12 protein-coding genes are annotated in these 15,442 nt (G+C 65.2%); 6 read left to right on the plus strand and 6 right to left on the minus strand.

What is annotated here, in order from left to right:
- Positions 1 to 37: 37 nt before the first annotated feature.
- Positions 38 to 685 carry a DUF1345 domain-containing protein gene (locus C163_RS11250; protein WP_025338846.1) on the minus strand — a complete coding sequence of 216 codons (648 nt, stop codon included), beginning with the start codon at positions 683 to 685 and terminating at the stop codon, positions 38 to 40.
- 302 nt (positions 686 to 987) lie between these two features.
- Between C163_RS11250 and pgm the strand changes: the two genes are divergently transcribed.
- The 4 genes from pgm (at position 988) to C163_RS11270 (ending at position 6,629) form a co-directional block, all read left to right on the plus strand.
- Positions 988 to 2,625: a phosphoglucomutase (alpha-D-glucose-1,6-bisphosphate-dependent) gene (gene pgm / locus C163_RS11255; protein WP_025338847.1), complete on the plus strand. Its 1,638-nt coding sequence runs from the start codon at positions 988 to 990 to the stop codon at positions 2,623 to 2,625.
- A gap of 78 nt (positions 2,626 to 2,703) precedes the next feature.
- Positions 2,704 to 3,216, plus strand: a complete 513-nt coding sequence (locus C163_RS11260; protein WP_025338848.1) for a sigma-70 family RNA polymerase sigma factor — start codon at positions 2,704 to 2,706, stop codon at positions 3,214 to 3,216.
- Positions 3,213 to 4,157 carry a FecR domain-containing protein gene (locus C163_RS11265; RefSeq protein WP_025338849.1) on the plus strand — a complete coding sequence of 315 codons (945 nt, stop codon included), beginning with the start codon at positions 3,213 to 3,215 and terminating at the stop codon, positions 4,155 to 4,157. Before C163_RS11260 ends, C163_RS11265 begins: the two co-directional genes overlap by 4 nt.
- A gap of 66 nt (positions 4,158 to 4,223) precedes the next feature.
- Positions 4,224 to 6,629 carry a TonB-dependent receptor gene (locus tag C163_RS11270; protein WP_025338850.1) on the plus strand — a complete coding sequence of 802 codons (2,406 nt, stop codon included), beginning with the start codon at positions 4,224 to 4,226 and terminating at the stop codon, positions 6,627 to 6,629.
- Between the two features lie 158 nt (positions 6,630 to 6,787).
- On the opposite strand, the gene C163_RS11275 is transcribed toward C163_RS11270, so the two are convergent.
- Both C163_RS11275 and C163_RS11280 read right to left on the minus strand, forming a co-directional pair.
- Entirely contained in the window at positions 6,788 to 7,204 is a 417-nt protein-coding gene (locus C163_RS11275; protein WP_025338851.1) for a RidA family protein, read from the minus strand.
- A complete protein-coding gene (locus C163_RS11280) occupies positions 7,204 to 8,523 on the minus strand; it encodes an NAD(P)/FAD-dependent oxidoreductase (RefSeq protein WP_025338852.1) in 1,320 nt (439 codons plus the stop codon). Before C163_RS11280 ends, C163_RS11275 begins: the two co-directional genes overlap by 1 nt.
- A 371-nt stretch (positions 8,524 to 8,894) precedes the next feature.
- Between C163_RS11280 and C163_RS11285 the strand changes: the two genes are divergently transcribed.
- Both C163_RS11285 and argE read left to right on the plus strand, forming a co-directional pair.
- Positions 8,895 to 9,572 carry a DUF1028 domain-containing protein gene (locus C163_RS11285; protein ID WP_025338853.1) on the plus strand — a complete coding sequence of 226 codons (678 nt, stop codon included), beginning with the start codon at positions 8,895 to 8,897 and terminating at the stop codon, positions 9,570 to 9,572.
- The gene (gene argE / locus C163_RS11290) at positions 9,565 to 10,725 is read left to right on the plus strand and encodes an acetylornithine deacetylase (RefSeq protein ID WP_025338854.1); all 1,161 of its coding nucleotides are present in this window, start codon (positions 9,565 to 9,567) and stop codon (positions 10,723 to 10,725) included. The genes C163_RS11285 and argE overlap by 8 nt, the downstream gene beginning before the upstream one ends.
- A gap of 230 nt (positions 10,726 to 10,955) precedes the next feature.
- On the opposite strand, the gene C163_RS11295 is transcribed toward argE, so the two are convergent.
- From C163_RS11295 to C163_RS11305, 3 genes are all read right to left on the minus strand, one after another.
- The gene (locus C163_RS11295; protein ID WP_025338855.1) at positions 10,956 to 12,224 is read right to left on the minus strand and encodes a carbohydrate porin; all 1,269 of its coding nucleotides are present in this window, start codon (positions 12,222 to 12,224) and stop codon (positions 10,956 to 10,958) included.
- 128 nt (positions 12,225 to 12,352) lie between these two features.
- Entirely contained in the window at positions 12,353 to 14,770 is a 2,418-nt protein-coding gene (locus tag C163_RS11300) for a glucose/quinate/shikimate family membrane-bound PQQ-dependent dehydrogenase (protein WP_025338856.1), read from the minus strand.
- Positions 14,771 to 14,975: 205 nt separating this feature from the next.
- Complete coding sequence (locus tag C163_RS11305) at positions 14,976 to 15,326, minus strand: cupin (protein WP_025338857.1); 351 nt, start codon at positions 15,324 to 15,326, stop codon at positions 14,976 to 14,978.
- Positions 15,327 to 15,442: the final 116 nt, after the last annotated feature.

The raw sequence follows: 15,442 nt of genomic DNA on the forward strand, positions 1-15,442 counted from the left end.
GGCCGAACGGTTGCAACTAGCAGAATTGATGGCAGGCTCAGCCCAGCAGGCCAGCAGCGATATTGATGGTGAATCCCAAAATCGCCGTATTGAACACGAACCCCACCAGCGAATGCGCCAGCACTACTCGCCGCAGCCCCCGCCCGGCGACGCCCACGTCGGAGGTTTGTACCGCCACGCTGATGGTGAACGAGAAGTAGTGGAAGTCCCAGTAATCGGGGTTACGTTCGCCATCGGTGAAGCGCAGCGGCGGTTCGTGATTTTGTCCGGTATAGAACAGCCGCGCGTAGTGCAGGCTGAAAATGCAGCCGATCAGCAGCCAGGAGCCAGTCACGGTCAGGCCGGTATAGAGGTAGTGCAGGGCCAGCGCCGTGCCTTGCAGGCCACGGCTGGACACCAGTTGCAAGGTGACGGCGGCGAGGCTGGCGATGGCGGCGATGCACACGGTAAGCAGGACCAGGCCGGCGTTTTCGTCTTCGACGCGGGCGATCTTGCGCACCTTTTCCGCATTGGCGCTCAAGCTCAGGTAGAGCACCAGCAGCAGGTAAAGCCACACGCCAAGGTTCCAGCCGGCGAGGATGTGCTGAACGCTGTCGCCGGCAGGGATCAGCCAGGCGCCGAGCAGGCCGACCACGGTGGCGATGCTCAGGCGCGGGTGGGTGTGGGTCAGGCGGTGGAAAGCCATGGGGCCTCTTTTGCAGGGTGCATGGCTTCTACTCTAGACCGTCATGAGGCAGATGAGCGGCATGCGCTGGCCCATGTAGGAGCGGCCTTGTGTCGCGAAAGGGCCGCAAAGCGGCCCCGACAATTCCTGGAGGTGCGAAGATCCTGGGGGCGCTTCGCACCCCTATCGCGACACAAGGCCGCTCCTACAAAAAGCGGGCTGCGTGGCCTGATGTTTCTTTGCTGCCGCCCATCGCGCGGCAAAGCAACTCTCAGTAAACTGCACGCTCCAACACCAACATCCGTTGAACTCGAGGTTTCTGCATGACGCTCAGTCCTTTGGCAGGCAAGCCGGCTCCGGCCAGCGTGCTGGTCGATATTCCCCGGCTGCTCACCGCCTACTACACCGGCCGCCCCGACGCTGCCGTGGCGGCCCAGCGGGTGGCCTTCGGCACCTCGGGGCACCGTGGCACTTCGCTTGAATTGAGTTTCAACGAGTACCACGTCCTGGCCATTACCCAGGCCATCTGCCTGTATCGCCAGGAGAAGGGCATCGATGGCCCACTGTTCATCGGCGCCGACACCCACGCACTGTCGGCACCGGCTACTGCCAGCGCCCTGGAAGTGCTGGCGGCCAATGGCGTGCAGGTAATGCTGTCCAAGGACGACGAATACACGCCGACGCCGGCTGTTTCCCATGCCATTCTCTGCTATAACCGTGGCCGCGAGCAGGGCCTGGCCGACGGCATCGTCATCACCCCGTCGCACAACCCGCCGCAGAGTGGTGGCTTCAAGTACAACCCGCCCAATGGCGGCCCGGCCGACAGCGACGTGACCAAGTGGATCGAGGCCAAGGCCAACGAACTGCTGGCCGCTGACCTGGCGGGCGTCAAGCGCATGGACCACGCCCAGGCGCTGCAGGCATCCACCACCCAGCGCCACGACTACGTGAGCAACTACGTGGCCGACCTGGAAAACGTCATCGACTTCGACGTCATCCGCGGCGCCAAGCTGCGCCTGGGCGTCGACCCGTTGGGCGGGGCAGGGGTGCGCTACTGGTCGGCGATTGCCGAGCATTACCAGCTGGACCTGGAAGTGGTGAACACCGAGGTCGACCCGACCTTCCGCTTCATGACCGTCGACTGGGACGGCCAGATCCGCATGGACCCGTCCTCGCCCTATGCCATGCAGGGCCTGATCGGCCTGCGCGAACGCTTCGACGTGGCCTTCGCCTGCGACCCGGACCACGACCGCCATGGCATCGTCACCCCCGATGGCCTGCTGCAGCCGAACAACTACCTGGCCGTGGCCATCGACTACCTGTACCGCCACCGCCCGCAATGGCGCAGCGATGCCGCCGTCGGCAAGACCGTGGTCTCCAGCGGCCTGATCGACCGCGTCACCCAGCGCCTGGGCCGCGAGCTGTACGAAGTGCCGGTGGGCTTCAAGTTCTTCGCCCAGGGCCTGTTCGACGGCACGTTGGGCTTTGGTGGCGAGGAAAGCGCGGGGGCTTCGTTCCTGCGCCGCGATGGCTCGGTCTGGGCCACCGACAAGGACGGGCTGATCCCGGCCTTGCTGGCTGCCGAGATGACTGCCCGCACCGGGCGCAACCCGAGCCAGGCCTACGCCGACCTGACCGAGGCGCTGGGCAAGCCGTTCGCCACCCGTGTCGAAGCCAAGGCCGATGCCCGGCAAAAGGCTTTGCTGAGCAAGCTGGCGCCGGAGCAGGTGAAGTCGACCGAGCTGGCGGGTGAGCCGATCGTGCAGATCCTCAGCCATGCACCGGGCAACGGCCAGGCGATTGGCGGGCTGAAGGTGATGACCGCCAATGGCTGGTTCGCCGCACGCCCTTCGGGCACCGAGGATATCTACAAGATTTACGCCGAAAGCTTCATCGACGAGGCGCACCTGCAGCGCCTGGTGCAGGAAGCGCAGGTGCTGGTGGATGCGGCGATTGCCTGACAGGTAACAAACCGCTTGGTTCTGCGGTATGGTGTAAATTAGAATTAATCTTATTTACGCCACCGCAGGGCCTTCCCCATGATCGACGCCGCGCCGCCACCGGAGCATAGCCTGCCTGCCCTGTACCGGGAACATCGTGGCTGGCTGGAAACCTGGCTGCGGCGGCGCATGGGCAATGCCTGGGATGCTGCCGACCTCAGCCAGGATACCTTCCTGCGTATCCTAACCAGCGCCCAGCCGCTGGCAGACATTCGCGAACCGCGTGCCTACCTGCTGACCGTGGGCAAGCGCCTGCTGAGCAACTTCCACCAACGGCGCAGCCTGGAACAAGCCTACCTCGATGCACTGGCGCAGTTGCCCGAGCAGCATGTGCCCTCGCCAGAGCAGCGTTGGCTGCTGCTGGAAACCCTGCAAGCCCTCGACGAGTTGCTCGACGGCCTCAAGGCGCCGGTACGCAAGGCCTTTCTCTGGAGCCAGCTGGAGGGCCTGGGCTATGCCGAGATCGGCAAGCGCCTGGGCGTTTGCGAGCGCTCGGTCAAACGCTACATGGCGCAGGCCTACGAGCATTGCCTGCTGGCCGAACTGCAATGACCAGCCATTCCCCCGAAACCCGCGAGGCACTGCAGGCCGCCGCGCGCTGGCTGGCGCTGGTGGACTCTGGCGCTGCCAGCGAGGGTGACCTGCAGCGCCTGGAACAATGGCGCACCAGCAGCACCTTGCACGAACACTCCTGGCAAAAGGCACTGCTGTTGCGCCAGCGCTTTTCCGCGCTACCCGGCGCATTGGCCATGGCCACCCTGGACCGCCCGGATAGCGGCCGCCGGGCGCTGCTCAAGCAGGCCCTGGGCGTGGCGGCATTGTTGCCGGCGGCCTGGCTGGCAAGCCGCGAACTGCCGCTGGAGGCCTGGACCGCCGACATGCACACCGCGGTCGGGGAGCGCCGGCAGGTGCTGCTGAGCGATGGCACATTCGTGCAGTTGAACACCGACAGTGCGGTGGATATCGACCTGGGCGCGCGTCGCCTGACATTGCTGCGTGGCGAAGTGGCAGTCAGGTTGCCCGGCAACCTGAGCCTGACGTTGCAGGTGCCCTATGGCCAGGTCGCGCTGGATGCCGGCGAGGTGTGCCTGCGCCTGGTCGATCAGGCTTGCCGGGTATCGGTGCTCAAGGGCACGGCCAACCTGCAGCCGAGGCAAGGCCCGGCACTGCTGCTGCAGGCCGGGCAGCAAGCCAGCCTGCAAGTGGCCGGAGTTGGCCCTGTCACCGGCCTGGACGCCTGGCCGCTGGGCTGGCGCGAAGGCGTGCTGCGCCTGGAGGACCGCCCCTTGGGCGAGCTGCTGCACGAGCTGCGCAGGTACCGCCCCGGCGTGCTGCGCTGGGCGCCCGAACTGGAGGCCCTGCGCGTGACCGGTACCTTCCGCCTCGACGACACCGACCGGGTGCTGGCCTTGCTCGCCGCCAGCCTGCCGTTGCAGGTGCACACGCGCACGCGTTACTGGGTGAGCCTGGCCGCGCAAGAAAATCGCGCATGAGGCTGTCCCCTTTTTTTCACTCACCGGTCATTACCGGTAGGAGCAAATAAAGGGGAGCCTTGTTCAATGCCTGTTGTCATGTCCTGCCGCCTGCGCCCACTGGCGCGTGCGGCACATCCGTTGTTCGCCATGAGCCTGTTGTTGTGTGCACCGGCCTGGGCCGATGAACCTGCCCGGCGCAGCTATCAGGTGCCGGCCGCAAGCCTGGGTGCGGCACTTACCCAGTTTGCCGACCAGGCCGGGGTCAGCCTGTCGCTGGACCCGGCGCTGGTCAACGGCCGGCAGAGCAATGGCTTGTCCGGCAGCTTCAGTGTCGACGAAGGCTTCACCCAGCTGCTGCGCGGCAGTGGCCTGCAGTTGCTGCCGGTGGGCGAGGGTGCTTTCACGTTGATGCCGGCCCCCCAGGCGGGTGGTGCCCTGGAAATCGCCCCGACCAGCATCGTCGGCGGCCTGGCCGCAGGCAACGAAACGCAACCCTACGCCGGTGGCCAGGTGGCCCGTCAGGGATCACAGGGCCTGCTGGGTACGCGCGACTTCATGGAAACCCCGTTCAGCATCACCAGCTACACCAGCGAACTGGTGAAGAACCAGCAGGCGCGAACCTTGGGCGAACTGATCGCCAGCGACCCATCTGTGCGCGCCACCAACCCGGCGGGTGGGCGCTTCGAGCAGTTCACCATTCGCGGCTTCAGCCTGTTCAACAGCGATGTGGCCTACAACGGCCTGTACGGCATCCTGCCGACCTACTCGATCGACATGGAGATGGCCGACCGGGTCGACATCATCAAAGGCCCCAGCCAGCTGATCAACGGCATTTCACCGCGGGGCAGTGTCGGCGGCGGCATCAATGTGCAGCCCAAACGGGCCGGCGACCAGCCACTCACCGAGTTTACCGGCAGCTACGCCTCGGCAGGCCAGGCAGGCGGTGCGGTGGACGTTGGCCGGCGCTTTGGCGAAGGCCAGCAGTTCGGCGTGCGTTTCAATGGCGTGAAACAGGCGGGCGACACCGAATGGGACCACCAGCGTGTCGAGCGCGAAATGGCGGTGCTGGGCCTGGACTTTCGTGGCGAGCGCCTGCGGCTTTCGGCAGACCTCGGCCATACCGAGCGCGACACCGATGCACCGCAGGAGCGGGTGCTGGTTGGTGCCAACGCCAAGGTGCCGGATGCCAACGACGTACGCCACAACTACGCCCAGGCCTGGAGCAAGGCGCGCACCAACGACACCTTCGGTGCGCTGCATGCCGAGTACGATATCAGCGAGTCGCTGCTGGCCTATGGCGCGGTCGGCGCGCGCAAGAGCAACCATGACTTCCTGCGCCACAACGTGTCCATCAGCAACGATGCCGGCGACTTCACCGTGCAGCCGCGCGACTTCACCCGGGATGAAAGTGTGCGTACCGCCATGGCCGGCGTGCGCAACTGGTTCCATACCGGGCCGGTCAGCCACGAGCTGAACCTGGCCGCCACCTACTTTTACATGGACTTCACCAACGGCGGCGCCCGCTATGCCTCGGCGCCCAGCAACCTCTACCACCCGGTGGCCACGCCGACACCGGGGACGCCAACCCGCATCGATCCCGAGGTGTACACGGAAAACCGCTTTTCCGGCGTGGCCCTGGCCGACACCCTGGGCTTCTTCGATGACCGCCTGCTGCTGACCCTTGGGGCGCGCTGGCAGCGGGTGCAGGTGGATGACTGGAGCGACGGTATCAAGGGGGATACCGCCTACGATGAAGAGAAGGTATCGCCCTCGGGCGGTGTGCTGCTCAAGGTTACCGACCAGCTGTCGTTGTATGCCAACTACATGGAGGGCCTGAGCCAAGGCAAGATTGCGCCGTCGACATCGGTCAACGAGGACCAGATCTTCCCGCCGTTCACCAGTCGCCAGGTCGAGGTGGGGGCCAAGTACGACCTGGGCCAGGTCGCCTTTACCGCCAGTGCCTTCCGCATCCGCCAGCCCGCCTACGAAACCAACCCCACGTCGCGGGTGTTCGGCCCCAATGGCAAGCGCGACAACCGCGGTATCGAACTGAGCGTGTTCGGCGAGCCCGTGCAAGGCGTGCGCGTGCTGGGCGGGGTGATGTACATCGACAGCGAACTGACCGACACCATCGGTGGCGCCTACGATGGCAACCGCGCGCCGGCCACGCCCGAGTACAACGTCAACCTCGGCGCCGAATGGGACGTGCCTGGGGTGAACGGCCTGACCCTGACGGCGCGGGGCATCCACTCGAGCTCGCAGTACCTGGACCAGAACAACAGCAAGCAGATCGAGGGGTGGGAGCGTTACGACCTGGGGGCGCGTTATGCGTTCAAGGTGGATGCCACCCAGGTTACCCTGCGCGCCAGTGTCGAGAACGTGCTGGACGACCGCTACTGGAGTTCGGCCGGGGCTTCGGATGACAGCGAGCCGGGGCTGACGCTGTCCACGCCGCGTACCTACCTGCTGTCGGCGACAGTGGGTTTCTAGCCCATTTCAAAAACTGGCGCGCTCCCTGTAGGAGCGGCCTTGTGTCGCGAAAGGGCTGCAAAGCAGCCCCGGCAATTTCAGCTGTTGCGCATCAATCCTGGGGCCGCGTTGCGGCCCTTTCGCGACACCAGGCCGCTCCTACAGGTTGAACCGATCGGTCAGACCGAATCAGGCACCACGGCGATCACATCAATCTCCATCAGCCACTCGGCCTGGGCCAACCCGGCCACCACCAGCCCGGTGGAAATCGGGAACACGCCCTTGAGCCACTTGCCTACCTCCTTGTACACCGGCTCGCGGAAGCGCGGGTCGGTGATGTAGGTGGTGGTCTTGACGATGTGCGACAGGTCCGAGCCGGCTTCTTCGAGCAGTTGCTTGACGTTCTTCATCGCCTGCTCGGCCTGCGCCCGTGGGTCACCCAGGCCCACCAGGTTGCCTTCGAAATCGGTGCCGACCTGGCCGCGCACGTAGATGGTGTTGCCGGCGCGTACCGCCTGGCACAGGTCGTTGTCCAGGGTCTGGTTGGGGTAGGTGACCTTGGTGTTGAACATGCGGATGCGGGTATGGGTAGGCATCAGTGGGCTCCGAGGGTGCTGACGTTGCTGATCTTGGGTTGTTGCTGCTCATCCGCTGCGCGTTGTTCGCGGTCGCGGTAGGCGGTATAGGTGCGTTGCGTGGCGATGTGGCCGGCGACGTGCTTGGCGTCGTGCCACACGCCCCAGATGAACGACGAGCCACGACGCGACAGCCACGGCAGGCCAAGGAAGTACACACCCGGCTCGCGGGCCACGCCGCGTTGGTGCTGGGGCTTGCCGTTGGCGTCGAAGGTGTCTACCTGCAGCCAGCTGAAGTCGACACCGTAACCGGTGGCCCAGATGATGCTGGTGACGCCGGCCTTGGCCAGGTCCAGCTGCTGCAGCGGGTTGCGCATGCACTCAGGGTCGGCCAGGCGTTTGCGGGCTTCGGGCTCTTCCGGCAGGTCCAGGCCGTTGCGTTCGATGTAGGCATCGGCGGCATCCAGCAGGGCCAGGTAGTTTTCGTCGCCGCGGTTGATGTTCTCGACCAGGTTGTCCTGGAAGCGCGCCACGCCGTTCTCGAACGACTGGGTCAGGCCGACCAGGGTCATGCCCTGGTGGGCGAGGGCGCGGAAGTCCACGGTGTGGCCGCCACGGGCGCCACTGACGGCAATGGTCACGTGCTCGCGGCCAGGCTTGGCGATTTCCGCATCCCACTCACCCAGCACGCCCAGCCACCAGCAGAAGTCGCGGTTGCGGTAAGCGCGTGGCGGGCGATCGTGGGCGCCGACCGAGAGGTACACCTGGCGCCCGGCACGCATCAGTTCTTCGGCGATCTGCACGCCGGAAGAGCCGGCGCCGACCACCAGCACAGCGCCTTCTGGCAACTGCTCGGGGTTGTAGTAGGCAGCGGAGTGGATCTGGTGCAGGTTGCTGTCTTTCGGCGCGATGGCCGGGATCACCGGCTTCTGGAACGGGCCGGTGGCGGCGACCACGCGGTTGGCGCGAATCACGCCTTCATTGGTTTCGATGGTAAAACCGGGGCGGTCGCTGTTGCGCAGCACTTTCTTCACTTCAATGCCGGTGCGTACGGGCAGGTTGTACTTGCGTACGTACTGCTCGAAGTAGTCGGCCACCTGGTCCTTGCCGGCGAAGGCGTCGGCGTCGAGGTTGAATTCCAGCCCCGGGAAGCGGTCGTGCCAGACCGGGCCGTTGGCCACCAGCGAGTCCCAGCGGCCGGTGCGCCAGGCCTCGGCGATACGCTTGCGCTCCAGCACCAGGTGCGGCACGCCAAGCTTGCTCAGGTGTTCGCTCATGGCCACGCCGGCCTGGCCGGCGCCGACGACGAGGGTGTCGATTTCGAGGTTGTTCAGTGTCATGTCCGAGCCCTTGTTCAGGCGGTTTTTGTCAGGTCGGTTTGGAGGACCGCCGTTGCCTGGGGCCAGACTAGGGATGCCGTTGAAATGGCGAAAATAGTATTTAGCTGGGGCTTGCCGATAAAACGGCGAAGGCCCTGGATTCTGTGGCTTGCGAGTTGGACGCCAAGGGACCGCGCGCTGTGTCGACAGGAATAATTGGCCCGAAACAGATGTAGGAGCAGCCTTGTGCTGCGAAGCGCCGCGCGGGCGGCGCTCGATCTCAGCCAGAGCAAAGTTTTTTCCTGCCTAACCCCTCGGAAAAAGGTCGTTTCGCCGGCCGAAAGGTTCAACCCAGAATGCTGTGTATCGCACAGCACAACAGGAACCATGACATGACTTTTTCCATCATCGGTCGTTGCCAGGAAACCGGCCAGGTCGGTATCGCCATCAGCTCTTCGAGCATCGCCGTGGGCGCCCGCTGCCCGTGGGTGCGTGCCGGTGTGGGTGCGGTCGCCACCCAGAACATCACCTTGCCGGCGCTGGGCCCGCAGATTCTCGATGCCCTGGAACAGGGCCAGTTGCCGCCTGCCGCTGCGCTGGACCGGGTGCTGAGCGCCAATGGCTGGAGCGAGTACCGCCAGCTCACGGTGATCGACAGCCATGGCCAGGTGGCGCTGTTCACTGGCAAGGAAGCCTTGGGCACGCACTACGCCCTCGCCGGTGAGCAATGTGCGGCGGCAGGCAACCTGTTGGCCTCGACCCAGGTGATCGAGGCGATGGTGCAGGCCTTTGAACAAGCCGGCGGGCATCTGGCCGACCGCCTGCTGGCGGCCATGCACGCGGCGATGGCCGCAGGCGGCGAGGCGGGGCCTGTGCACTCGGCGGCGTTGAAGATTGCCGGCGAGCTGACCTGGCCGCTGGTGGACCTGCGCGTGGACTGGGCCGAGGCCGACCCGATCGGCGTGCTCGATGGCCTGTGGCAGGCGTATCGGCCGCAGATGCAGGACTACGTCACCCGCGCCCTCAACCCGACTGCCGCGCCAAGCTACGGGGTGCCGGGCGATGAGTGAATTTGCCAGTCGCGCGCTGCTGGCCAGGCTGATCGGCTTTGCCACGGTCAGCCGGGATTCCAACCTTGAACTGATCAGCTTCATCCGCGACTACCTGGCCGAACTGGGGGTGGAAAGCGAACTGTTCCATAACCCGGAAGGCACCAAGGCCAACCTGTTCGCCACCATCGGCCCCCGGGACGTTGGCGGCGTGGTGCTGTCCGGGCATACCGATGTGGTGCCGGTGGACGGCCAGGCCTGGGCAGTCGAGCCGTTTGCCCTGAGTGAGCGCGACGGGCGCCTGTATGGCCGCGGCACGGCCGACATGAAGGGTTTCATCGCTTCGGTGCTGGCGGCTGTACCGGCGTTTCTCGCCCAGCCGTTGCGCATGCCGGTGCACCTGGCGTTCTCCTACGACGAGGAAGTCGGCTGCCTGGGGGTGCGCTCGATGCTGGCCGCGCTGGAACAGCGCCCGCACAAGCCACGGCTGTGCCTGATTGGCGAACCCACCGAACTCAAGCCGGTGCTGGGGCACAAGGGCAAGCTGGCGATGCGTTGCCAGGTGCATGGCGCGGCCTGCCACTCGGCGTACGCACCGTATGGGGTGAATGCAATCGAGTATGCGGCGAAGCTGATCGGCAAGCTGGGTGATATCGGTGATGCCCTGGCGTTGCCGGAGTATCACGACGAGCGCTTCGACCCACCGTTCTCCACTGTGCAGACTGGTGTGATCAAAGGGGGCAGAGCGCTGAACATCGTGCCGGCGGAATGCGAATTCGATTTCGAAGTGCGGGCCTTGCCGGGGTTCGAGGCGCAGACAGTGGCCGACCAGTTGCAAACCTATGCCGAGGCCGAATTGCTGCCGCGCATGCGCAAGGTCAATGCCGCCAGCGCCATTCGCCTGCAGCCGTTGAGTGCATATCCGGGGCTGGCCACGCCAGCGGATAGCGAGGCGGCTGGCCTGGTGGCGTTGCTCAGTGGTTCGGATGAGTTCGGTACGGTGGCGTTTGGTACCGAAGGAGGGCTGTTCGACCAGGCGGGCATCCCGACTGTGGTGTGTGGGCCTGGGAGCATGGACCAGGGGCACAAGCCGGATGAGTTCGTCAGTGTCGAGCAGTTGCGGGGGTGTGATGCCATGTTGCTGAGGCTGGTGGATTACCTCAGGCAGGGTTGATTGCGCTGGCTTCTTCGCGGGCACGCCCGCTCCCACAGATACAGCACCGCCAGGACAGCCGGCGATATACCTGTGGGAGCGGGCGTGCCCGCGAAGGGCTGCAAAGCAGCCCCAATCAAGGTTTCAGAAGGTAGCCTTGACCTGCAGGCAGCACCGCCAGGAAAGCCGGTGATAACCCTGTGGGAGCGGGCGTGCCCGCGAAGGGCTGCAGAGCAGCCCCAATCAAGGTTTCAGAAGGTAGCCTTGACCTGCAGGCCAACCACCAGCGCGTTGTCGATGTCCTTCCCGGAGAACGCGCCCGGCTCGATGATGTACTGCACATCCGGGCGCAGGTTCAGCCACGGCGTGGCCTGGTAGCCATAGCTCAGCTCGATCAACTGCTCGGCGCTGTCGATATCGGGGAACTGCTGCCCGGCATCGAACGCGGCATCTTCCAGCACGTCGCGGCTACGCGGGTTGGGCACGGCACGGCCATAGCCCAGCGCCACGGTATCCTTCGGGCGGCCTGCGAACGGCTTGTACAGCACCACGCCGGCGCCATACCACTTGGTGAACGGCGAGGCGGCCTTGCTCGACGCCGAGTACTGGCCGAAGGCATGCAGGCTACGGCCCGGCAAGCCCTGGTCGTTCCACACGGCCTGGTCGACCAGCAGATAGTGGCCGCCGCGGCCGGACACTTCCTCGTCGCTGCCGATGCGCTTCACATCGGAGCTGTCGTAGTAGTAGCCCAGTTTGTACTCGCCAGGCAGCTCGCCCTGCAGCTTGTACACCAGCTCTACCGGTACCACGGTGCCGGTGGTGTGCTTGGGGCCCAGGTGCCAGGCGCGGCTGGAGTTGCCGTTGCTTTCCGGGTCGACGTTGAACGCCGCCACACGCAGTTGCCAGGACGGCGACAGGTCGTACTTCACCCGCACACCCAGGTGGGCATTGGGGTAATTGGTCCAGCCACTGCCGCCAGACATGTTAAGCGGGTGGCCGCAGAAGCCGGCGTTCATGAAGTTGCACAGGATGCCACTGTCCAGGCCGCCGAGGTCGTTGCCCATGGCCATGTAGCCGAGCTTGACGTTGAGTGCCGGGGTGAACAGGGTGCGCTCGTAGCTCAGTTCGGTCAGGCGGGTGTACAGGCCGCCGAAGTTTTCCTGGATCGGCAGGCGGTTGCCCACTAGGTCTTCCGAGGCGCTGTTGCCGCGGCGGTCGTTGATGGTCAGCTGGACCTTGCCGCCGTTGTCCAGGCCATACAGTTTCGACAGGTCGAACTGCACGCCCAGTTTCAGGTTTTGCGAGTAGCGCGCCGAGCGGTGCAGGCCACCGTGGGCGTTGTAGGCGGTTTCGCCGCTGTAGTCGCCGGTGAACTTGACGCCGTCTTCTTCCAGCTGGTGACGCAGGCCGCCCCAGTCACCGGTCAGGGTGCTGCGGGTCATCAGGTCGCCGTCGGCCAGGGCGGTGCTGCTGGCCAGGGCCAGCAGCAGGGTGGGGGTGATGCGAATTGCGGATGGCATTGCTGAATCTCGGGTTGTCTTCTAAGGCCTCTTCGCGGGTGAACCCGCTCCCACAGGATTTTCACTGCCCTTGCAAACTGTGCAGTTCCTGTGGGAGCGGGTTTACCCGCGAAGGGGGCGACGCGGTGTTACGGCAAGGCGTAAGAAATCACGTAGTCGCCACGGTCAGTCGACTGGCGCGCGCCGCCAGCCGTGATCACCACGTACTGCTTGCCGGTCTTCGGCGAGACGTAGGTCATCGGGCCGCCCTGGCTGCCCACTGGCAGGCGAGCCTTCCAGATTTCGCTGCCGTTGCTGCTGTCGTAGGCGCGCAGGTAGAAGTCCTGGGTGCCGGCGATGAACACCAGGCCACCCTGGGTCGACAGGGTGCCGCCCAGGGTCGGCAGGCCGATCTTGATCGGCAGGTGCATGCGGATGCCCAGCGGGCCGGTGTCCTCGACGGTACCCACCGGTACCTGCCACGCCACCTGGCGGGTCTTCATGTCGATGGCGGTCAGGGTGCCGAATGGCGGCGCCTGGCACGGGATGCCGGCCACCGACAGGAAGCGGTTCTTGTTCACCGCATACGGGGTGCCCTTGAGCGGTACTGCGCCCATGCCGGTGTTCAGCGCTTCGCCACCGGAAGCGGCGCCGCCCTTGTTCTGCGACGGGATCATCTGGATCCACAGGCCCAGGCGCATGTCGTTGACGAAGATGAAACCATGTACCGGGTCGGTGGAAATGCTGCCCCAGTTCATGCCACCCAGCGAACCCGGGAAGCTCAGCGACAGGTCGGTGCCCGGCGCGGTGTACAGGCCGTCGTAGCGCATTTTCTTGAAGTCGATGCGGCACAGCAGCTGGTCGTACGGGGTTGCGCCCCACATGTCCGATTCGGTCAGGGTCTGCGCGCCGATCTGCGGCATGCCCACCGACTTCGGCTGGGTTGGCGAGTACGGCTCGTTGGGGATGTTGCTTGGCTTGACCGGTACTTCGTCGACCTGGGTCAGCGGCTTGCCGGTGGCGCGGTCGAGCACGTAGATCTGCCCGGCCTTGGTGCCGATTACCACTGCAGGCACCGACTGGCCGTCGTCTTTGGTGAAATCGATCAGGCTCGGCTGCATCGGCAGGTCGAAGTCCCACAGGTCGTTGTGCACGGTCTGGAACACCCACTTCTGGTTGCCGGTGGTGGCGTCCAGGGCCAGTACCGAAGCGCCATAGGTGTGGTCCAGCTTGCTGCGTTCGACACCGTAGATGTCGGTGGACGACGAGCCCATCGGCAGGAACACGGTATTCATCGCCGGGTCGTAGGACATCGGGGCCCAGCTGTTGGGGGTGCTGCGCACATAGGTGCTGTCGCCCTGCGGCGCCTGGCGATCTTCCGGGTTGCCGGGGTCGAAGGCCCAGCGCATTTCACCCGTGATCACGTCGAAACCACGGATCACGCCGCCTGGCATGTCGGTCTGGACGTTGTCGGCGACGCGGCCGCCGACCACCACGGTGGTACCGGCCATCAGTGGGGCCGAGGACAGCTGGTAGTAGGAGTCCGGCACATCGCCCAGACCGGCCTTGAGGTCGACCTGGCCGTTGTTGCCGAAGCCCTGGCAGAACTCGCCGGTGTCGGCGTCGACGGCAATCAGGCGGCCATCGATGGTGTTGGTCAGCAGGCGACGCTGGCAGTTGGCACCGGCCGGTACGCTGGCCGCGGTGATTGGCGAGCTGTTCGGCTGGGTCGGCTGGGCGATGGCGGCAGTGGCGTCGAAGTAGGCCATGCCACGGCAACGCTGCCAGACCTTGGACTGGGCGTTGATCGCGTTCTTCCACAGCTCCTTGCCGGTGTCGGCATCGAGGGCGATCAGGTTGTTGTGCGGGGTGCAGATGAACACCTTGTTGCCGACCTGCAGCGGGGTCAGCTGGTCTTCGGCACCGTTGCCGTCGCTGAGCGCCACGTCACCGGTGTGGTAGGTCCAGGCTACCTTCAGCTTGTTGACGTTGTCGCGGTTGATCTGGTCCAGCGCGGCGAAGCGGCTGCCACCTTCGGTGTTGCCGTAGTGGGCCCAGTCCTTCTGCGCCTTGTCGGCTTCGACCGGGGTCATGCCCGGGCCTTTGCCGGTGGGGGCGACGCTTGGGTGGGCGACGAACATGTTGCCGGCGGCGATCACCAGCAGCACGGCCATCACCCCGGCAACGCCATAGGCACCGCGGCCGGCGCTGGTGCCATTGGCACGGGCCAGCAGCGGGTAGACCAGCGCCACCACCATGCCGATTGCGCCGAACATGAACAGGCGCGAGAACAGCGGCCAGAACACCAGGCCAGCGTCGATCAGCGCCCAGATGGCAGTGCCGACCAGGAACGCCGCGTACAGCCAGGCGCCAGCCGGTTTGCGGCGAGCGATGAGGACGCCGGCGATGGCCATGGCCAGGCCGCCGACCAGGAAGTACCAGGAACCGCCCAGGCCGGCCAGCTTGACGCCGCCCGCAGCCAGGAGGAGGCCGAGCAGGGCGATGATCACGCCCAGGCCGACCAGGATGATGTTTGTGGCGCCAGAGGCGCGCGGTGTTTCTTTCATGCCAGGGATCTCAGCAGGTGGAATGCGCGCAGTGTAATCTCTTAGCTTGCTAATTAACAAGTTGGTACATAATTTTGTGGGGCGGATTGTCGCAGGGCTGAACTCTGCAAGGTGTGGCTAAAAGTCTAGATCATGCGTTTAAAATTGCAGTAAACAGGGTGTTCATGTCGGCTGGGTAACCCCGTTCGATTTTCGATTACCGGATTCACGCCGGCCAAGGAGTGCCGCTGCTGTAAAACACCGCGAGCCAGATGGTGGCGGTGCCGGGGGCGGTCCATTCCACGCGGTGGCGGCAATGCGGCGGGATGTCCAGGCAATCGCCCGGCGCCAGCAGGCGGGTGTGGCTCTCGTGCTCGAAGCGCAGGCCGGCGGCGCCACTGAGCAGCACGATCCATTCGCCTTCGGCCTGGTCGTACCAGAAACCGGGCGGGCTGGCCTGGCCGCTGGAGACGATACGTTCCACGCGCACGCCCGGGCGGCTGAGCAGTTGGTCGACCCATTCGGCGCTGGTGGGGTCGCAAGGGGGCAGGGCAGTCAGCAGGTTGGTCGGGATCATGGAAAACCTCGTTTGGAAGGGGGTGGTTCCACTATGGACGCAATTGCCGTACGCCGCGCTTCTTGACCGGCCCGGCTGTTTGTAAGAACTTTCCGGGATTTGGAAGACGGGCAACA

This window comes from Pseudomonas sp. FGI182, from assembly GCF_000511325.1.
Taxonomy (GTDB): Bacteria; Pseudomonadota; Gammaproteobacteria; order Pseudomonadales; family Pseudomonadaceae; genus Aquipseudomonas; species Aquipseudomonas putida_Z.